We start from the raw sequence: 18,085 nt of genomic DNA on the forward strand, positions 1-18,085 counted from the left end.
CAACCAGACGCTTGACGGGTTCTACGTTCCAACAACCGAATTTGGATGCACGTTATACGATGTTTAACCAAACCGATCAGATGCCTGTTATACGCCGGATTGCCATTGTTGGTTCAGGCATGGCCGGCCTGAGTGCAGCACTTCTGCTTCAGGAGCAGAACCATGAAGTGACGATCTTCGAGAAAAGCCGCGGCCCGGGCGGTCGCATGGCCGCAAAGCGTGTTGCGGGTGGCTCCGTAGACATCGGGGCGCAATACTTTACGATCAGGAATCCTGCGTTCTCCGCCTTCCTGAACCGTTATGCCGAAGGCAGTTTCAGGCCGTGGCCCGGGCGGTTTGGTTACCAGACCACCTCCGGGCAATGGGAGCCGTTCCCGCAAGAGACCCGCTACGTCGGCGCTCCCCGGATGACCGCCATCACCCGCGGGCTTTCCACCGCTGCAGACGTCCAGGCGCAAACGCGCATTGATAGCCTGGTTCGCCAGGGTCAACAGTGGTTGCTGAACGATACAGACGGCGAGTCTTATGGGCCCTTTGACGCGGTTATCGTCACGGCACCTCCGGCTCAGACCCGGGATCTGTTCAGCAACAGTAGGCTCACAGCGCTCTCGGACCAGATGCAGGACCACGTTAGCCATATCCAGCCGTGCTGGGCAATCGCTGTCTATTTTCGGCAGGCGCTGGAACAGCCCTATGACGGGATGCGGTGCCAGAACCCGATACTCGACTGGATTGCGAATAACTCGAGCAAACCGGGCAGGGACGATTCCGGCCAGTGGTGGGTTCTCCATGCAACGCCTCAATGGTCTCGGGAGCACGAAAATACCTCGGCGGACAAGGTGTCGGCTGCCATGATTGAGGCGTTTAAGAAGGTAACCGGTGTTACTGTCTGCCCTGACGACTGGATTTCGCACCGGTGGCTTTATGCGAAATCCTCGCCCACGGAGCAACCCGGTTTTCGCTGGTATGGCGACCAGCGCATCGGGCTGGCCGGGGACTGGCTGAGCGGCGGCCGCGTGGAGGGCGCGTTCAACAGTGCCAGTGGCCTGGTCGCGCATATGCTGGCGGACTAAACCCAACTTACTTGCCGGTCAGTACGGTTGGCCGAACGTAGAAGTGGGTGATGGTGCCGTCGCTGAACTTGCTGAAGAAGGCGCTGATATCGGTAATCTTGCGCAGGAAACGGGCACGATTGATCGGATCACGCACCAGTACCTTGATGCCGTTGAAATTGTCCTGGATGTTCGAGAACCGTGCCCGCATGGAGCAGGTCACAACCTCGCCCGGGTCCAGGTCCAGCTCCCGGGCCAGCCAACGGCTGTGATCCTCGATGCCGGCGACAGTGAGATCTTCACGGGTGTCCAGGTGGTTCAGTTTGGCCCGGTCCACAATGCAGCGTGAATAACTGCCAGACTTTTTCCGCGCCACTTTGCGAAAAGCCTCCCAGAAGAAGCTGTCTGTCAGTTCTGCGAAGTAACGCATGTCGCTCAGGCAGGTATCCACCCAATCAAATATTTCCGGGTCTTCAAGCACTTCGTTGATCGCTTCCCGCAACAGCCAGTCGAAACCCAGGGCCGTCTTGTGGGCGTAGACCTTGCGGTACATCTGGTGGCGGCTGTAGACGAAGTCCTCCAAGGCGCCAAGACCCTTCTGGGTAATGGCCAGGCCGAGCCAGGGCTCGCGCACGTCCCAGCCGAAGCGCAGGTTGCTCAGCAGGTGGTCAAGGTTGAAACCACCGATGGTGACTGAGGAGTGAAAGCCGTCCCGAAGCATGTAGTCGGCCCGGTCGGCGTCGATTTCACCGGAGACAATGGACGACATCAGGTCCATCACCAGCCGGGGGGTGTCGGCTTCACTCAGAATACCGGAGTCCGCGTCGTTACCGGCGATGAAATTCCAGAAGGTGCGTGCGTGGCGGCAGAACGCATCGCTGGGCCGCACATCCGTGGTCTCCATGATGCCGATCACGTCTCTTGGATCGAGGCCGGCGGTCTCAAGGTCAATGGACGACAGCACTTCGTGGGCAACCCTCACGGAATAGTGCTCGTGCTCCAGTTCTTCCGGGCGTTCACTGTGATACACGGAATAGTCGACACCGCTCCAAAGGTCATCAAACCGGTCGGGCCGCGACATAAGGTCGTGGATGCGCCGCGCCTGGGTGAACTGGTGGGAGAAGCTGGAATGTCCGCTGTCGTGCAGCAGGCAGCCCAGGCGGATGGTCTTGGCCAGGTAGTCAATGGCATCAAGCTGGCTGAGGCTAAGGTCTGTCTGGTCGCTGAGTTGACGTTCCCGCAGGTAGGCGTCGATCATCGAGCGGAACATCCGCGTGCCCACGTGCATCACGCCAATACTGTGAAGGAAGCGTGAGTGGGTCGCCCCCGGGAAAACCAGGCTGAGGATGTCGTTCTGGCAAATGTTGCGCAGGCGCTGGAACAGGGGATGGTCGATAACCTTGATTTCATGCCGGTAAAGCGGAATTCCGCCATGGACCGGGTCCATGATCAGCTTGTCATAAGCCCCGAGCAGGTCATTGACGGCACTTCTCATAGATTACAACCTCCCAAAAACATCAAACATGTCTTGTTATATCACAGGGGCGTGCCAGAATAGGTATCAGAAACCCAATTTCCTGTTTACCGATGGTAGTTTAGGGCAATCGCCATGACATCGCGCACCGAGCGCATTCTTATTATCGATTCGGATGAACGTGCCCGCTCGGAACTGGGTCGATACCTTGAGGCCAGGGGATTCTACGTTACCGGTTATCCGGACCTGGCTTCCGCCCGTTCCCTGTTCGACGATAATATTCCGGACATCATTTTTGCCGACCTGTCGCCGGACGCCATTGGTGAGCTTGCCGGTCGACTGGAAGACGCGGAAACCTTCACCCCCATCGTTGCCTGCTATTCCACCGCAGATGCCTCCGAAATCGTCAATGCGCTGAGAGCGGGCGCGGCCGATATCGTGCTTAAACCCTGTTCCGATGATCGTGGCGCCCTCGATGACGTTATTGGCAAGCTGTTTGATCGGGTACGTGTGAACCGGCTCAACCAGCTTTATCGTCAGGAACTGGAAGAAGCGAACCGGGACTTGCGGGATGGCATTGCGGAATTACGTGCCGACCAGCGCGCCGGCCGTAAGGTCCAGCTCAGAATGTTGCCGGACCGGGAACAGGTGCTTTCCGGCTTTTCCGTCAATCACCTCATCAAGCCCTCGCTGTTTCTCAGCGGGGATTTCCTGGACTATTTCCGAATAACCGAAGACAAGGTGCTGGTGTATATCGCCGATGTGTCTGGCCACGGTGCCAGCTCGGCGTTCGTAACGGTGTTGCTGAAAAACCTGACCAACCGCCTCCAGCGCAATCTCAGGCGTGGCTCCAGTGATGACATCCTGTTTCCCGATCGTTTCCTTGAGCGGATTAATTCCGAACTGCTCGATACCGGGTTGGGCAAGCATGTAACGGTGTTCGTAGGCATCATATCAACGTCTGACAGGAGCCTTCGCTATTCGGTGGGCGCCCATTTCCCGATGCCGATCCTTTCCCTGGAGGGCGGCAGGACAGAGTTCCTCGAAGGCAGTGGCTTGCCGGTAGGGCTGTTCGAGACGCCGGAATGGGAGGTTTACGAAGTTCCACTGGACAAGCCGTTCCACCTGATTCTTTTCTCAGACGGTATACTGGAGGTCATCAAGGCCAAAAGCCTGGATGAAAAGGAAAAGACACTACTTGAACTCGTCTCGGGAGGTAGTCACACTATTGCTTCCCTGGGCGACGCTCTGAATCTCGACGAGATCACAGAGTTACCTGACGATATTGCTATCGTATCAGTAACGGATACCGATCCTGATACCAATGGCCCGACGTCGACATAGTGGCAGTGGATTCAATGGCTGGTTACAAGATCCTGCAAGCTGAAAAACAGGGCATCTATGTCCTTAAGTTTATTGGAGAAATCCGGCTGAACCTGTGTTCGACGCTGGACAATCTGGTTGAGTCCATTACCCAGGATCCTGATTTCAAGACGGTGGTTATTGATCTTACCGAAACCGAGATCATCGACAGCACCACCCTGGGGCTGTTGGCCAAGATTGCCATGGCTGCCCAGAAACGCAGTAATTTCCTGCCCACGATGATATCCACCAACCCCGATATAACCCGAATCATCACCTCCATGGGTTTCGACAAGATTTTCATCATTGTTCGCGAGCCTGCGTCCCGCATCGAAGAACTGGAAGAAATCCCCGTATTGCGCGCGAGCGAGCAGCAGGTCAGGGATAAGGTGTTGGAAGCCCACCGTGTGCTGATGGGCCTGAACAGCCGTAACCGGGAAGAATTCAAGAACCTGGTGCGTGCCCTGGAATGCGAAGAGTCCGGCTGAGCCCGGGGTCATCACTGCGTTCTCCATTCCTGCCGGCCGTTTACCGGGCTGAACCATAAAACATAACGGAACGACTATGCCTGAGAAAAATAACCGTGGGCCCACCGACGTTTCCCAGACCGGCCATGATGTAGCGGTTCTCGGCGGTGGCAGTTTCGGTTCTGCCATGGCCAAAGTGCTGGGGGAGAATGGCCATACCGTCCATTTCTGGATGAGGGACGAAGCCCAGGCGGATGAAATCCGCAACACCGGTATCAACAGCCGCTATATGCCGGATGTCACCCTAACTGGTGATATTCAACCGACTACCAGCCTGCCGGAAGCCGTCGGTAAGGCTGAAATTGTCTTTGTGGCCATTCCCAGCAAAGCCTTCCGCTCCGTCATTCGTGAAAACAGCTCTGAGTTCCGGGAAGGGCAGATCGTTGTCAGCCTGACCAAGGGCATCGAAGAGCATGGCTTCAAGCTGATGAGCGAAATCCTTCAGGAAGAAATTCCGCGTTCCCGCATTGGTGTGCTCAGCGGTCCCAATCTGGCTGGTGAAATCGTCAGTCAGGACCTCACGGCAACCGTTATCGCAGCCAAGGACCCTGACGTGCGCCGCACGGTTCAGGAACTGCTTGGCTGCGAATATCTGCGGGTCTACGCCAATGTGGATGTGTATGGCGTCGAGCTGGCCGGTGCACTGAAGAATATCTACGCCATCGTTGCCGGGCTGGCGTCAGCGCGGAATCTGGGAGAAAACGCCAAAGCGATGCTGATTACCCGCGGGCTGGCGGAAATGAGCCGGTTTGCGGTCAGCCTGGGGGCCAACCCCATGACGTTTATGGGCCTTGCGGGGGTAGGGGATCTTATCGTGACCTGTACGTCTCCGAAAAGCAGGAACTACCGTGTTGGTTACGCCGTAGGTAACGGCCAGGCGCTGGATGAGGCGGTCGCGGAGTTGGGCCAGGTGGCCGAGGGCATCTATACCCTGAAACTGGTCAAGGAGAAATCCGAGGCGATTGGTATCTACATGCCTTTGGTTCGAGGGCTCTATGAGATTCTTTACGATGGCGCCTCCATCAGTGCAGTGATCAACAGTCTGATGATGTCGGTCCAGAATTCAGATGTGGAATTCATTCTTCCACGAACCATCAGTCAGTAAGGTTCGGGTTAGCCGGAGGGAAAGCCAGTGCACTTGATCGTCATGCGCCATGGTGAGGCCGGTTGGCACACTCTCGACAGGGAGCGTGAGCTGACGGAGTTTGGTCGCCACGGGGTGGCGGACGTAGCCGCTCAGATTGCGGAGTCGCCCTGGCGCCCTGAGTTTATTTGGTGCAGCCCATTGGTCAGGGCCCGGCAAACCGCTGCGATTGCATCCGAGATTCTGAATTGCCCGGTCACGGAAAAGGATTATATTACGCCGGATGATGATCCCGGCCGTTGTCTGGATGAGTTGATCGAATCCGCTCCCTCTCCGTTATTGCTGATTTCTCATATGCCCTTTGTTGGCAGCCTTTCGACACTCCTGGTGGATGGTCATCGTAAGGGCATCCCCTTTATGACCGCTCAGGCAGTGGTTCTCGAAATGCCTGTAGCAGGCCCAGGCTGCGCCGACTTGCGGGCACAATTCCTACCCTGAAATCTCTCATAAGACCTTTAAAATCGGTGCCCCAGCGCCCATAGTTTCTGTGAAACCACACAGGAATAACCTTTATGAGCCAGAAGCCCGAGACAATTGCGCAACAAGTGGAAAGTGCACAGGCTCCCGGAAAAGGCCTGCCACCGCTCGAAACATGGAACCCGGAGCTGTCCGGAGACATTGATATCGTGATTGCCCGTGACGGGCAGTGGCTGTATCAGGGCAAGCCCATCGGCCGGGACGCCATTGTTAAGCTGTTCTCGACGATTCTGCGGCAGGAAAGTGACGGGCACCATTATCTGGTGACGCCGGTTGAGAAGTGGCGGATCACTGTCGAAGATACGGCCATTCTTGCTCATTCTCTTGAAGTCTCTGGCAGTGGAAAGGATCAGGTTCTGTCAGTAACTACCAACACAGGAGAGACACTGTTAGTTGGGGACGAGCACCCTCTGCACATTGGGGTTTATGAAGGAACCAACGAGCCACGCCCGGTCATCGGTTTACGCCACGGTGTGGAGGCAAGGCTGGTAACGGCCGCTTACTACGATCTGGCCGACCGGGTGACTGAAGAAAGTTCCGGTGAAGATACCGTTATAGGTGTCTGGAGTAGCGGAAATTTCTACAAAATTGCCGATAACGGTTGAATTACCAGCCGCCGTCCCAACTAACTCACGGTAGAAAACGCAGTCTGACACTTGTTAAACTGTATTTTCGAACTTGTTACCGAGCCTGGCTCTCTAACGAGGCCCGGTGGTCGTAAGTCCCTCTGTGCAGTCTGGCTGTTCAAGATCACTTTCGATTGCCCAAATTTACATCAAACAGTCATTGCGACACGCAAGGAGATCACATGGCCCAACCTCGTGTTGTCACCATCCACTACACGCTCACCAACGACCAGGGAGAAGAGCTGGACTCCTCCCGTGTAGAAGGTCGCGAGCCTCTGTCCTATCTGGAAGGTGCTCAGAACATTATCGGCGGACTGGAAAATGCGCTGAACGAAAAGAACGCTGGCGATCAGGTGAAAGTATCTGTTGAGCCGGGTGAAGGTTACGGCGAAGTCAACGAAGAACTGGTCCAGCCGGTCCCACGTTCTGCGTTTGAAGGTGTCGACACCATCGAGCCGGGCATGCAGTTCCAGGCACAGACTCCGGGTGGCCCCCAGGTCGTTCGTGTCGTGGAAGTAGGCGACGAAACCGTCACCATCGATGCCAACCACCCGCTGGCAGGCCAAACCCTGCACTTCGACGTGGAAGTGGTTGAAGCGCGCGAAGCAACTGACGAAGAGCAAGAGCACGGTCACGCTCACTGATCTCGTCATAGTTGTTCATAAAAAAACGGCCCCTGTTGGGGCCGTTTTTTTGCTACCCGGAACTATTTACATGTTCGGATAGTTCGGACCACCGCCACCTTCCGGCGTCACCCAGGTGATGTTCTGGGCCGGGTCCTTGATGTCGCAGGTTTTGCAGTGAACGCAGTTCTGCGCGTTGATCTGGAACTTCTTGCCACTGCCGTCATCCGCTTCAACCACTTCGTACACGCCGGCCGGGCAGTAGCGCTGCGCAGGCTCGTTGTACTTCGGCAGGTTATCCTTAATTGGGATGTCCGGGTTGGACAGCTTCAGGTGAACCGGCTGATCTTCCTCATGGTTGGTGTTGGAGATAAACACCGAGGACAGCTTGTCGAAGGTCAGTTTGTTATCCGGCTTCGGATAATCGATCTTCTTGGCCTGGTCCGCAGGCTTTAGCGTGGCATAGTCGGGAGTCGTGTCGTGGAACGTAAACGGCAGGCTGCTCCGAAGAATGTTCTGCTCGAAGTAGGCAATCGCGCCGCCCACGAAGTTACCGAACTTGTGCATGCCCGGGCTGAAGTTGCGCTCGGCATACAGCTCTTTATAGAGCCAGCTATCCTTGAATCGCTCTTCGAAACTGGTGATTTCCTCACCGCTCTTGCCGTCCTTCAACGCTTCAAACACTGCCTCTGCGCCCAGCAGGCCGGATTTCATGGCGGTGTGGGAGCCCTTGATCTTGGAGCTGTTCAGGGTGCCTGCGTCACAGCCCAGCAGCAGGCCGCCCGGGAAGCTCATCTTCGGCAGGGAGTTGAAGCCACCTTTGGTGATGGCGCGGGCGCCATAGGCCACTCGCTTGCCGCCTTCCAGGTGTTTCTTGATCTCCGGATGCAGCTTCAGGCGCTGGAACTCGTCGAACGGGCTCATGTGCGGGTTGCTGTAGGACAGATCGCTGATCAGGCCAACGTATACCTGGCCGTTTTCCAGATGGTAAAGGAAGGAGCCACCGGTGGAGCCGGATTCGTTCAACGGCCAGCCAGTTGTGTGGATAACCAGGCCTGGCTCATGCTTGGCCGGATCGATGTCCCACAATTCCTTGATACCAATACCGTAGTGCTGAGGGTCTTTGCCTTCGTCAAGCTTGAAATCGTTGATCAGGCGCTTGCCCAGGTGACCACGGCAGCCTTCGGTAAACAGGGTGTACTTGGCACGTAGTTCCATGCCCGGCATGAAGCCGTCTTTTTCGGAGCCGTCACGGGCCACACCCATATCGCCGGTGATAATGCCCTTGACCTGGCCATCTTCTACGATGGTTTCGGAAGCGGCAAAACCGGGATACACCTCAACGCCCAGGCCTTCGGCCTGCTCGGCCAGCCAGCGGCACAGGTTGCCCAGGCTGATGATGTAGTTGCCGTGGTTGTGCATGTTCTTGGGCACAAAGGCGTTTGGAATCTTGGTGGCGCCTTCCTGGTTCTTCAGCAGGAAAATGTCATCACGGGTGACCGGCGTGTTCAGCGGTGCGCCTTTCTCTTTCCAGTCCGGGAACAGCTCGTTGAGGGCCGTGGGCTCAAACACTGTGCCAGCCATGATGTGGGCGCCGATCTCGGACCCCTTCTCAACGACGCAGACGGTCAGTTCCTGCTCGGCTTCCTGGGCCATCTGCATGACACGACAGGCTGCCGAGAGGCCAGCCGGCCCACCGCCGACGATCAGAACATCAAATTCCATCGATTCGCGTTCCACGTTGGTCTCCTCATCTGTTTTATAGTGATGCCAACAGGCAAATTCTTAGGGGCGTCATCATACCGGTAAAAGCTCGTATAGACGACTCCCTCAAAGCGAAAGCACCTGCCTTAATAGAGTAAAAGGATACCGCAATTGAATAATCAAACAAACGTTTGTTTGAAATTTGGGTCTACCTTTGGCATTGTTTGGTGGCACTGGGCCAAAACGTGTTTTTTGAATCGTTTTTTAGTATCGTCTCACGCTCAGGTGGAGTCAACAGGTGTTCATTGGCCATTGACGCGGCGGTGCAGCGTCTATAGGGACTATTGACCCCGGTAGCCTTTGCCTGCAGTATTATGACGCCCTGACAGACAGCAGGTCCTGCAAGTATGTGCTGTTCTCAATTGTAAACTCATCGTAGAAGAACGAGGAATCTATGAAGGTTCTGGTCGCTGTAAAACGAGTAATCGACTACAACGTGAAGGTGCGCGTCAAGCCGGACAACACCGGCGTTGATCTCGCCAACGTCAAGATGGCAATGAACCCATTCTGCGAAATCGCTGTTGAAGAAGCGGTTCGTTTGAAGGAAAAGGGCGTTGCCAGTGAAATCGTGGTGGTATCCATCGGCCCGAAGGCCTGCCAGGAGCAAATTCGTACCGCTCTGGCACTGGGTGCTGACCGGGGTATCCACATCGAAACTGACGAAGAGGTTCAGTCTCTCGAAGCGGCCAAGCTGCTCAAGAGTGTGGTTGAGAAGGAAGAGCCCAAGCTCGTCATTCTTGGCAAACAGTCCATCGATTCCGACAACAACCAGACAGGCCAGATGCTGGCCGCGCTGACCGGTATGGGTCAGGGCACGTTCGCGTCTGAAGTGGTTGTCGAAGGCGAGAAGGTCAACGTGACCCGCGAAGTCGACGGCGGCCTGATGACCGTGGCCCTGAACCTGCCGGCGGTTGTGACTACCGATCTTCGCTTGAACGAGCCGCGCTACGCGTCCCTGCCGAACATCATGAAGGCCAAGAAGAAGCCGCTGGATGCCATGAGCCCGGCCGATCTGGGTGTTGAGCTTGCTCCGCGTCTGTCCACCCTGAAGGTTGAGGCTCCGGCTTCCCGTCAGGCGGGTGTGAAAGTCGCTGACGTAGCTGAGCTGGTCGACAAACTGAAGAACGAAGCGAAGGTGATCTAAATGAGCATCCTTGTAATTGCTGAACATGACAACAGCAGCCTGAAGCAGGCTACCCTGAACGTCGTCGCGGCTGCCAAGGCCATTGGTGGCGATATCGACGTACTGGTTGCCGGTGAGAACTGCGGCGCTGTAGGCGAAGCGGCTGCGAAGGCCGAAGGCGTTAACAAGGTACTGGTTGCCGACAACGCTGCGTACGGTCATTTCCTGGGCGAGAACCTGGGTGAGCTGGTTGCCGAAGTGGGCAAGGGCTACAGCCATATCCTGGCCGCTGCCGGCACCACGGGTAAAGACTTCATGCCGCGCGTTGCTGCGCTGCTGGACGTTGCCCAGGTATCTGACATCATGCGTGTGGAGTCCGAAGACACCTTCGTTCGCCCGATTTACGCTGGTAACGCCATTGCCACGGTGAAATCCGCTGACAGCATCAAGGTTATCACCGTACGCCCGACCGCCTTTGATCCGGTGGCTGGTGAAGGTGGCTCCGCCGCCGTTGAGCAGCTGGACGTGGTTAAAGATGCTGGCCTGTCCACCTTTGTCGGCGAAGAGCTGGCCAAGTCTGACCGCCCGGACCTGGGAAGCGCGGGTATCGTGGTTTCCGGTGGCCGTGGCATGCAGAACGGCGACAACTTCAAGATGCTGGAGCAGGTTGCCGATCTGATGGGCGCCGCTGTTGGTGCGTCCCGTGCGGCTGTTGACGCAGGATTCGTGCCCAACGACATGCAGGTCGGCCAGACCGGTAAGATCGTTGCACCGCAGCTGTACATCGCGGTTGGTATCTCCGGTGCCATCCAGCACCTGGCCGGTATGTCTGACTCCAAGGTGATCGTTGCGATCAACAAGGACGAAGAAGCGCCGATCTTCCAGGTGGCGGATTACGGCCTGGTCGCGGATCTGTTTGAAGCGGTTCCGCAGCTTGAGGAAGAGTTGAAGAAAGTCCTGTAACTTTCTGACTCTACTAAAAAAGGCACCCTAGGGTGCCTTTTTTATTGCTCGTCTTTCGGCTTTTTTCGTGCCGTCAGCTGTTTTTCCTTCTTACCGAAAAACAGGGTGTCCGCCAGTATATGCAACGCCTTGTTGGTGGTGTGCACCGAGCGATAGATCTGGTCACTGGTCTGGTCGTGGGTTTCCCGCGCCCGACGGGCGTTTTCGCGGAACTCCTCATTGCTTGAAAAGCGGTCAATCAGGCTGAACGTTGTGGTGGTAATGGCCTTGTGAACCTTCTCTACCGCGCTGGTGCCATTCTTGACGGTTTCCTCCAGCAAGCGGGCCCGGTTTCGGGTTTCCATCAGATCCATCCGGGTTTTCTGGATATGGCTGTTGGCCGAAATCCGTTGGGAGTGAAGGATACGGAGAGTTCGGGTGTTGCGGCTGTGTTGCTGGAACGCAACCGCCATAAGCCCCGTTGAGATCACGATGGCGCTTAAACTGAGCAGTGATACGATGTCCATGGCGCCTCCTATCGGTATTCGAGCTTCATTTCCACGTCGATTTCCCGTTCGGCCAGTTCCAGTTCGAGCTCTTTCATGACTTCCTGATACACCAGCCGTTTCACCATCACCGGAAGACGGTCTGCCAACATGCGGGCTGACTTCGATTCGCGTTTTGCCAGGGCAATCGGATCTTTTACTCGCAGCGTAAGTATCAGCTCCGGTTCCCGTGTATTATCAGGGCCATAGCTCTCAGCCATCGCCTTGCCAATGGATCTTTGCTGGAGACGTACCTGCCAGAACAGCCAGGCGCTGAGAGTGGCAAGTATGAGGCTCAGTACCAGAAGCAGGGTGTTCAATGGGTTAACCTCCGGGATTCGGGTTCATTGAGTCTGACAGAGTGTGCAGTATCGGTACGATGATTCGATTGGCCGATGCGACGTTTTGTTGCAACCTCCAGGGAAATAAACGAAAGGATAGTGACATGATTTGGTTAAAAGCATTTGTCAGTGGCCTTCTTGCCACCCTGATCTTTCATCAGGGGCTGTTTGCCGTGTTTTATTTCGTGGGAATGGTGCCATCCGCACCCTTTAACATGGCTGCGGTTCCGCCGCTGGGTATTCCCGCTGTTTTCTCGCTGGCTTTCTTTGGCGGACTTTGGGGGATCGTGCTCTGGGCGATCCTTGGCCGCTTTGGCGGCTTTAAGTTCTGGTTGGGTAATGTAATAGTAGGCGCCATCGGGCCGACAGCCGTCGCCATGCTGGTGGTCTTCCCGCTGAAGGGCATCGCTGTCACCGCCCAGACCTGGGTTGGCGGGCTGATACTGAACGGCTTCTGGGGCCTGGGTGTAGCGCTGTTCCTGGTATTGATGGGTGCAAAAGCGTCGCGGTCGACCGCCACCAATTCATAATTGATCCAAATGGATTAAGGACAACGAATGAGCACAAAGACTGACACCACCTACGACATCGTGGTATTCGGTGCCACCAGCTTCGTGGGGCAGATCCTTACCGGTTACCTGTTGGAGTCCTATGGTATCGGCAAAGACGTTCGCTGGGCCATCGCCGGACGCTCAGAAAGCAAGCTGGCCACCCTCAAACAGGGCCTGGGCCCGTCGGCGTCTGAGCTGCCCGTCATTGTGGCAGACGCCGCCGATGAAAGCGCCCTGAAAGCCATGTGTGACCAGACACGTGTGGTGATCTCAACCGTTGGTCCCTATGCTCTGTATGGCGAACCGCTGGTCAAGATTTGCGCCGAAACCGGTACGGATTATTGCGACCTTACCGGCGAAGTGCAATGGATCCGCAAGATGGTGGACACCTACGAGGACAAAGCCAAGGCCTCCGGGGCCCGTATCGTCCACTGTTGTGGCTTTGACTCCATCCCATCAGACATGGGGGTCTGGTTCCTGCAGGAGAAAGCCGCGGAAACCCTCGGCGCTCCGTGCCAGGACGTGCGGATGCGGGTCAAAATCGCCAAGGGCGAGTTCTCCGGTGGCACCGTGGCCAGCATGATGAACATCGCCAAGGAAGCGGCCGCCGACCCGAAATTGCGCAAGGAACTGGCCAACCCGTTTTCGATCTGCCCGCCGGAGCACCGCTCCAAAACCCGGCAACCGAGCCTGAAAGGCGCAGAGTTCGATAACGACTTCGGCGTTTGGCTGGCACCGTTCGTCATGGGGGCCATCAACACCCGGATCGTCCATCGTTCCAACGCTTTGCAGAACGCTCGTTATGGCAAGGAGTTCACCTACGATGAGGCCATGATGACTGGTCGTGGTGTGAAAGGTCGTCTCGCGGCTTACGGAATTACCGGCGCGCTTGGAGGTTTCTTCACCGCGTCTGCGTTCAAGCCAACTCGTTGGGTGGTGGAAAAGTTCGTGCCCAAGCCGGGCGAGGGCCCAAGCCCGGAAGCCCAGAAAAATGGCTTTTACGATCTGCGCTTTGTGGGCAAGACGACCGACGGCAAGATCATCAGGACCAAAGTCACGGGTGACCGCGACCCCGGTTACGGTTCAACCGGCAAGATGCTGGGCGAGGCAGGTATGAGCTTGGCGTTTGATGTACCGGCCGAAAAACAGGGCGGTTTCTGGACACCATCGTCGCTTCTTGATGGCAAGCTCTATGAGCGCCTGACCAGCAAGGCTGGCCTGACCTTCGAAGTACTGGAAACCAGCTGAGGCCGCTAGGCCAGCCGGATGGTACGGTCGGAGGCGGGTAAGGCCTCCGGCGCGTGCCCCAGTGACACCACCGTTTTTCCTGCCAACCACTGCCTCATACCCGTCGCAATGTTGTTCCGGGTTTCGGCGTCCACTCCGGTGAACGGTTCGTCCAGAATCAATAACGGCGCTTTGTTCAATAGCACCCGTGCCAGTGCAATACGCCGGGCTTCACCGCCAGATAACTGGCTACCCATGGAGCCCAGCCAAGTGTTCAGCTGTGCCGGTTCGTGGACAAACCGGTCTGCCATCGCCACCAGCTCCAAAACCCGCCAGAGCTCGGCATCCGTGGCGTCTGGGCGGCCGATCAGCAGATTGGCTTTCAGGGTGTCATCGAACAGTACGGTTTTCTGTGTCAGATAGGCCAGCGGTAACGCGTGAATACGCCCGACTGCCGGCGTCTCAAGGCCTGCGATGATATCCGCCAGTGAGGATTTTCCCGCGCCGGAGTGGCCAATGATTCCCACCCATTCGCCCTTAGCGACCGCCATATCGAAATGACTGAGCACCGGCGCATGGTCGCTGAAACGGATCGTCACACGCTCGAGTTCCAGGGCGCAGTCACTGCCATGTGGCTGTTGTTCGTGCGCACCCTGGGAGGGTTCTGGAGCGCAGTCCCGGTTGAGCGCCGCAGCAGAAGCAAGCGTGCCCCCCAGGCGCGCGAATGCATCCGGCAGCATCGAATAGATTTCCTGTAAACCGAGGAGGGCGATTGGCAGCAGCACAACCATCGGGCCGGTTATGGACCCCGCCTGGAACAGCTCTAGCCCCATCCACAGCGCGAGCACCACCGACAGGTTCACCATGACCTGGGATAGCCCCAGGTTCCAGCCGGTGCGTGTGTCAGTGCGGGCTTCGTTGCGGGTGATCTGGCCCGCCTGGCGCAGGCACAGGGCGGCATGTTTGCCAATGCGTCCTGCGGCGGTGAGTTCCCCGAAGCCCTCGATGTGCTCGATGACGTCTGTTCTTACCCGTTCGCGGGCCGCCGTCTGCTGGTAGACCAGATGCCGGGTTCGCAGGTAAACCAGCAGCGTTGCCACCAAAAATGCCGGTACCAGCACCAGAGCAAGGCCGACGGCCAGTTCCCCGCGATACATCAACCACGCGGCGATCAGCAGTATCGCCGTTACCAAAGCAGCAAGGGCCGTAGGTGCGATCAGGCGCAGATACAGCGTGTCCAGGGCATCCACGTCATTGGTCAGGCGGGATAGCCATTGCGGGCCGCGTAAACGGGTTCTCCGGTCCCGGCCGGCGGTGGATAAACGCTCGAACAGGGCCACTCGGATATCCGTCAGCAGGCGCAGCACGGTATCGTGGTTGTACACCCGCTCGGCATACCGCGCGACCGTTCGCGCCACGGCAAAGAAGCGAATGCCACCACCAGGGACATACAGATTGATGGACGCCTGCACACCGGCTGCCAGCAGGATGCCGGAGAGCGCCGTGGCGGTAATAAACCAGCCCGACAATGCCAGCAGCCCCATACCCGCAAGCAGAGTGGCCAGTATGAGAATGCCGCCGGTCACCAGGCGACCGGGGCGACGGAAAATCAATGCCAACCAGGGGCCAAGCTCACGCATCTGCAACGCCTCCTTCCGTCACCAGCAAAGTACGGTTGGCCAGTGTCAGCAGTGCCTGGTGGTGAGTGGCGAAAACCAGAGTCTTACCGGCCAGCGCCAGCTTGTGCAGCGCTTCCAGCACGTATATTTCGCTGTCACTGTCCAGCCCCGCTGTGGGCTCATCCAGCAGTATCAGGTCGTAACTGGCCACAAATACCCGCGCCAGGCTCAAGCGGCGTGCCTGCCCGCCGGAGAGCCCCTGGCCGTCTTCGGTAATGGCGCTGTAGATTCCCCGTTCCCGGCCTTTGATCAGGCTTTCCAGGCCAACGTGATGCAAGGCGGTTTCTATGGCGATGTCGGTCGCGTCCGGCGTGGTCAGGCGCAGGTTATCGGCCCAGGTACCATGCACCAGGAAGGGGGACTGACCCAGCCAGCCAAAGGCTTCGTCGCCGGCACGTTCTCCAAACACTGAAATACGCCCCCGGTCTGGTCTCATGAAGCCGGCCAACAGATGCAAGAGCGAGGTTTTGCCGCCACCGGAAGGGCCGGTGAGGGCGATGACATCGCCTTTGTTGATCACCAGAGACGCGCCGTCCAACACCGGCCTGGCGGCATCGTAGGCAAGAGCGACGTCACGAATGGCCACAATATCGGGAGATTCCGGCTGGTGACGGGGCTCTGCCTGCGGTTGTGGTTTATCAACTCCCTGCAACCGATCGACGATTTCAGAACTGGCACCCATCGCCGCAGCGCGATCATGATAATGCTGGGACAACAATCGCAGAGGCTGGAAAAACTCCGGGGCGAGCAGCAGGATCAACAGCCCGGAAAACAGTGTCAGGTCGCTGGACGGTCCAAAGGTGATGTACCCCAGCAACCCGAAGCCGATGTAAATGGCCACGACGGCAATGGCCACGGAGGAGAAGAACTCCAATACCGCTGAGGACAGGAACGCAATCTTCAGGGTTTTCATGGTGATGCGGCGGTATTCGTCGGATCGCTTGCGCAGGGTTTCTGTGGCAGGAGCGGTCTGGCCGAACAACTGCAGGGTGGTCAATCCCCGAACCTTATCCAGAAACTGGCCGGACAAACGACCGATGGTCCGGAAATGCTGCTGGTTGAGCTTTTCCGCGCCCATCCCGACCAGTGCCATGAACAATGGTATCAATGGGGCGGACAGCAGGAGGAAGATCCCCGCGAGCCAGTCCAGTGAAAATACCACCACCAGAATCATCAGCGGCACCACCACCGCGAGCATCATCTGGGGCAGGAAACGGGCGAAATACCCATGCAGGGCGTCCGTGTGGTCAAGCCATTCTCGCGCCAGGGTGCCGGCGGAGGTCTGGCTCATCGAAACCGGCCCGCTGGCCTGCCAGCACCGGTTGATACTATGGCGAACCTCGCTACGCACCTCACGGCTGCAGCGGGCTGCGTAGCGGGCCTGTAACCCCTGAGCCACACCGCGGATCAATATCGCGATAATGGCACCGGTGAACAGCAGCGACAGTTCCGCCACCGGTATCTTATCCACAATACCCTGATGAACAATGCCCGCCAGGAACGCCATTTGCGCGATGGTGGCAAGGGCCACCACAACGCCAGCCGAAACCGTGGCCAGGATCAGCCGCCGGCTGTGGGCGGCAAGTGCCCCCAGCCAACGTTTTGACTCGGCTTGTTCAGCCACCTAGTGGTATCCCTCGCCAGCCCGTACCTTGCCCCGGAACACCCAATAGGTCCAGGCGGTGTAGACCAGCACAATGGGAATCACGAACAGCAGCCCCAGCAGCAGGAACAACTGTGAGCCGTACGCGGAGGAGGCGTCCCAGAGCGTGTATTCCGGCGGCACCACATAGGGCCAGCGGCTGACGATCAAGCCCAGGTAGGTAAAGATGAACAGCCCCACCGTCGCGACAAACGGCATGCCTTCAAACCGGTTCCGAACTGACCGGAAGATCTGAAAGGCACAGAGCAGGGCGAGCACGGGCAATATCCAGATAATGCTCAGATTGGAGAACCAGCGGTTTTTCACCGCTTCATCCACAAACGGCGTCCAGACGCTGATCATCGCAAACACGACCAACACACCCAGCAGCAGCGGAATAGTGATCCGATACGCCCAGTCCTGCAGGCGGCCCTCGGTTTTCATGATCAGCCAGGTGGAGCCCAGCAACGCATAGCCGGCCATCAGACCGAAACCGGTCAGCACCGTGAAGGGAGTCAGCCAATCCAGCGCACCGCCGGTATAGACCCGGTTGGTAATCTCAAAGCCCTGGATATAGGCACCCACCACGGCGCCCTGGGCAAACGAAGCCACCGTGGAGCCACCGGCGAAGGCCCAGTTCCAGAGATAGCGCGAGGTTCTGGCCTTGAAGCGGAACTCAAACGCCACCCCGCGAAAGATCAGACCGGCCAGCAGCAGGAATACACCAATGTACAGCGCCGGCAGAATGGTGGAGTAAACCAGTGGAAACGCCGCCAACAGGCCCGCCCCGCCAAGCACCAGCCAGGTTTCGTTGCCATCCCAGACCGGTGCCACCGTGTTCATCATGGTGTCCCGGTCTTCTTCTTTCGGCGCGAAGGGAAAGAGAATGCCAATGCCCAGGTCAAACCCGTCCATCAGCACATACATAATAATGCCGAAACCGATAATAAACGCCCAGATCAGGGCCAGATCGAACAGTTCCATAA

18 protein-coding genes are annotated in these 18,085 nt (G+C 57.5%); 11 read left to right on the forward strand and 7 right to left on the reverse strand.

Going from position 1 to position 18,085, the window contains the following annotated elements; genetic code table 11:
* Positions 1-59: 59 nt before the first annotated feature.
* Positions 60-1,073, forward strand: a complete 1,014-nt coding sequence (locus tag SIC19_RS19320; RefSeq protein ID WP_126812585.1) for an NAD(P)/FAD-dependent oxidoreductase — start codon at positions 60-62, stop codon at positions 1,071-1,073.
* A 7-nt stretch (positions 1,074-1,080) separates the two neighbouring features.
* Here the strand turns inward: SIC19_RS19320 and SIC19_RS19325 are convergent, their stop codons facing one another.
* Positions 1,081-2,547, reverse strand: coding sequence for an HD domain-containing protein (locus tag SIC19_RS19325; protein ID WP_127401347.1), 1,467 nt, complete (start codon positions 2,545-2,547; stop codon positions 1,081-1,083).
* Between the two features lie 114 nt (positions 2,548-2,661).
* Here SIC19_RS19325 and SIC19_RS19330 point away from each other — a divergent pair, with 114 nt between their 5' ends.
* The 6 genes from SIC19_RS19330 (at position 2,662) to SIC19_RS19355 (ending at position 7,306) form a co-directional block, all read left to right on the forward strand.
* Positions 2,662-3,870: a PP2C family protein-serine/threonine phosphatase gene (locus tag SIC19_RS19330; protein ID WP_127401345.1), complete on the forward strand. Its 1,209-nt coding sequence runs from the start codon at positions 2,662-2,664 to the stop codon at positions 3,868-3,870.
* A 14-nt stretch (positions 3,871-3,884) separates the two neighbouring features.
* Positions 3,885-4,376: an STAS domain-containing protein gene (locus tag SIC19_RS19335; protein WP_036207409.1), complete on the forward strand. Its 492-nt coding sequence runs from the start codon at positions 3,885-3,887 to the stop codon at positions 4,374-4,376.
* A gap of 76 nt (positions 4,377-4,452) precedes the next feature.
* Positions 4,453-5,520: an NAD(P)H-dependent glycerol-3-phosphate dehydrogenase gene (locus SIC19_RS19340; protein ID WP_041333371.1), complete on the forward strand. Its 1,068-nt coding sequence runs from the start codon at positions 4,453-4,455 to the stop codon at positions 5,518-5,520.
* Between the two features lie 27 nt (positions 5,521-5,547).
* Complete coding sequence (locus SIC19_RS19345; RefSeq protein ID WP_036207403.1) at positions 5,548-5,997, forward strand: SixA phosphatase family protein; 450 nt, start codon at positions 5,548-5,550, stop codon at positions 5,995-5,997.
* A gap of 74 nt (positions 5,998-6,071) precedes the next feature.
* Positions 6,072-6,641, forward strand: coding sequence for a DUF1285 domain-containing protein (locus SIC19_RS19350; RefSeq protein ID WP_041333372.1), 570 nt, complete (start codon positions 6,072-6,074; stop codon positions 6,639-6,641).
* A gap of 203 nt (positions 6,642-6,844) precedes the next feature.
* On the forward strand, positions 6,845-7,306 hold the full coding sequence (locus SIC19_RS19355) for an FKBP-type peptidyl-prolyl cis-trans isomerase (protein ID WP_007152117.1): 462 nt from the start codon (positions 6,845-6,847) through the stop codon (positions 7,304-7,306).
* A gap of 66 nt (positions 7,307-7,372) precedes the next feature.
* Here SIC19_RS19355 and SIC19_RS19360 read toward each other — a convergent pair whose 3' ends face one another.
* The gene (locus SIC19_RS19360; protein WP_036207395.1) at positions 7,373-9,025 is read right to left on the reverse strand and encodes an electron transfer flavoprotein-ubiquinone oxidoreductase; all 1,653 of its coding nucleotides are present in this window, start codon (positions 9,023-9,025) and stop codon (positions 7,373-7,375) included.
* A 418-nt stretch (positions 9,026-9,443) separates the two neighbouring features.
* Between SIC19_RS19360 and SIC19_RS19365 the strand changes: the two genes are divergently transcribed.
* Together SIC19_RS19365 and SIC19_RS19370 are read left to right on the forward strand one after the other, a co-directional pair.
* Positions 9,444-10,193, forward strand: a complete 750-nt coding sequence (locus SIC19_RS19365) for an electron transfer flavoprotein subunit beta/FixA family protein (RefSeq protein ID WP_036207392.1) — start codon at positions 9,444-9,446, stop codon at positions 10,191-10,193.
* The gene (locus tag SIC19_RS19370; protein ID WP_036207389.1) at positions 10,194-11,135 is read left to right on the forward strand and encodes an electron transfer flavoprotein subunit alpha/FixB family protein; all 942 of its coding nucleotides are present in this window, start codon (positions 10,194-10,196) and stop codon (positions 11,133-11,135) included.
* 41 nt (positions 11,136-11,176) lie between these two features.
* Here SIC19_RS19370 and SIC19_RS19375 read toward each other — a convergent pair whose 3' ends face one another.
* Both SIC19_RS19375 and SIC19_RS19380 read right to left on the reverse strand, forming a co-directional pair.
* The gene (locus SIC19_RS19375) at positions 11,177-11,641 is read right to left on the reverse strand and encodes a hypothetical protein (protein WP_075195775.1); all 465 of its coding nucleotides are present in this window, start codon (positions 11,639-11,641) and stop codon (positions 11,177-11,179) included.
* A gap of 8 nt (positions 11,642-11,649) precedes the next feature.
* Positions 11,650-11,979 carry a hypothetical protein gene (locus SIC19_RS19380; RefSeq protein WP_036207383.1) on the reverse strand — a complete coding sequence of 110 codons (330 nt, stop codon included), beginning with the start codon at positions 11,977-11,979 and terminating at the stop codon, positions 11,650-11,652.
* Positions 11,980-12,104: 125 nt separating this feature from the next.
* On the opposite strand from SIC19_RS19380, the gene SIC19_RS19385 reads away from it, so the two are divergent.
* Both SIC19_RS19385 and SIC19_RS19390 read left to right on the forward strand, forming a co-directional pair.
* The gene (locus SIC19_RS19385; RefSeq protein WP_041333373.1) at positions 12,105-12,530 is read left to right on the forward strand and encodes a hypothetical protein; all 426 of its coding nucleotides are present in this window, start codon (positions 12,105-12,107) and stop codon (positions 12,528-12,530) included.
* 27 nt (positions 12,531-12,557) lie between these two features.
* Complete coding sequence (locus SIC19_RS19390; protein WP_075195774.1) at positions 12,558-13,799, forward strand: saccharopine dehydrogenase family protein; 1,242 nt, start codon at positions 12,558-12,560, stop codon at positions 13,797-13,799.
* Positions 13,800-13,804: 5 nt separating this feature from the next.
* Here SIC19_RS19390 and cydC read toward each other — a convergent pair whose 3' ends face one another.
* Genes cydC through cydB form a run of 3 tightly spaced genes read right to left on the reverse strand, consistent with a single transcriptional unit; the run spans position 13,805 to position 18,083 of the window.
* The gene (cydC, locus tag SIC19_RS19395) at positions 13,805-15,418 is read right to left on the reverse strand and encodes a thiol reductant ABC exporter subunit CydC (RefSeq protein ID WP_127401343.1); all 1,614 of its coding nucleotides are present in this window, start codon (positions 15,416-15,418) and stop codon (positions 13,805-13,807) included.
* A complete protein-coding gene (gene cydD / locus SIC19_RS19400) occupies positions 15,411-17,081 on the reverse strand; it encodes a thiol reductant ABC exporter subunit CydD (RefSeq protein ID WP_127401341.1) in 1,671 nt (556 codons plus the stop codon). Before cydD ends, cydC begins: the two co-directional genes overlap by 8 nt.
* Complete coding sequence (gene cydB, locus SIC19_RS19405) at positions 17,082-18,083, reverse strand: cytochrome d ubiquinol oxidase subunit II (protein WP_036207368.1); 1,002 nt, start codon at positions 18,081-18,083, stop codon at positions 17,082-17,084.
* Positions 18,084-18,085 lie beyond the last annotated feature (2 nt).

It is taken from the genome of Marinobacter sp. MIT930201, assembly GCF_047122665.1.
Lineage (GTDB): Bacteria > Pseudomonadota > Gammaproteobacteria > Pseudomonadales > Oleiphilaceae > Marinobacter > Marinobacter salarius.

Bases quoted from the DNA above. Each gene is read 5' to 3' on its own strand.
- SIC19_RS19320 (WP_126812585.1), top strand. From the start codon at position 60: ATGTTTAACCAAACCGATCAGATGCCTGTTATACGCCGGATTGCCATT.
- SIC19_RS19325 (WP_127401347.1), bottom strand. From the start codon at position 2,547: ATGAGAAGTGCCGTCAATGACCTGCTCGGGGCTTATGACAAGCTGATC.
- SIC19_RS19330 (WP_127401345.1), top strand. From the start codon at position 2,662: ATGACATCGCGCACCGAGCGCATTCTTATTATCGATTCGGATGAACGT.
- SIC19_RS19335 (WP_036207409.1), top strand. From the start codon at position 3,885: ATGGCTGGTTACAAGATCCTGCAAGCTGAAAAACAGGGCATCTATGTC.
- SIC19_RS19340 (WP_041333371.1), top strand. From the start codon at position 4,453: ATGCCTGAGAAAAATAACCGTGGGCCCACCGACGTTTCCCAGACCGGC.
- SIC19_RS19350 (WP_041333372.1), top strand. From the start codon at position 6,072: ATGAGCCAGAAGCCCGAGACAATTGCGCAACAAGTGGAAAGTGCACAG.
- SIC19_RS19355 (WP_007152117.1), top strand. From the start codon at position 6,845: ATGGCCCAACCTCGTGTTGTCACCATCCACTACACGCTCACCAACGAC.
- SIC19_RS19365 (WP_036207392.1), top strand. From the start codon at position 9,444: ATGAAGGTTCTGGTCGCTGTAAAACGAGTAATCGACTACAACGTGAAG.
- SIC19_RS19370 (WP_036207389.1), top strand. From the start codon at position 10,194: ATGAGCATCCTTGTAATTGCTGAACATGACAACAGCAGCCTGAAGCAG.
- SIC19_RS19375 (WP_075195775.1), bottom strand. From the start codon at position 11,641: ATGGACATCGTATCACTGCTCAGTTTAAGCGCCATCGTGATCTCAACG.
- SIC19_RS19385 (WP_041333373.1), top strand. From the start codon at position 12,105: ATGATTTGGTTAAAAGCATTTGTCAGTGGCCTTCTTGCCACCCTGATC.
- SIC19_RS19390 (WP_075195774.1), top strand. From the start codon at position 12,558: ATGAGCACAAAGACTGACACCACCTACGACATCGTGGTATTCGGTGCC.
- cydC (WP_127401343.1), bottom strand. From the start codon at position 15,418: ATGCGTGAGCTTGGCCCCTGGTTGGCATTGATTTTCCGTCGCCCCGGT.
- cydB (WP_036207368.1), bottom strand. From the start codon at position 18,083: ATGGAACTGTTCGATCTGGCCCTGATCTGGGCGTTTATTATCGGTTTC.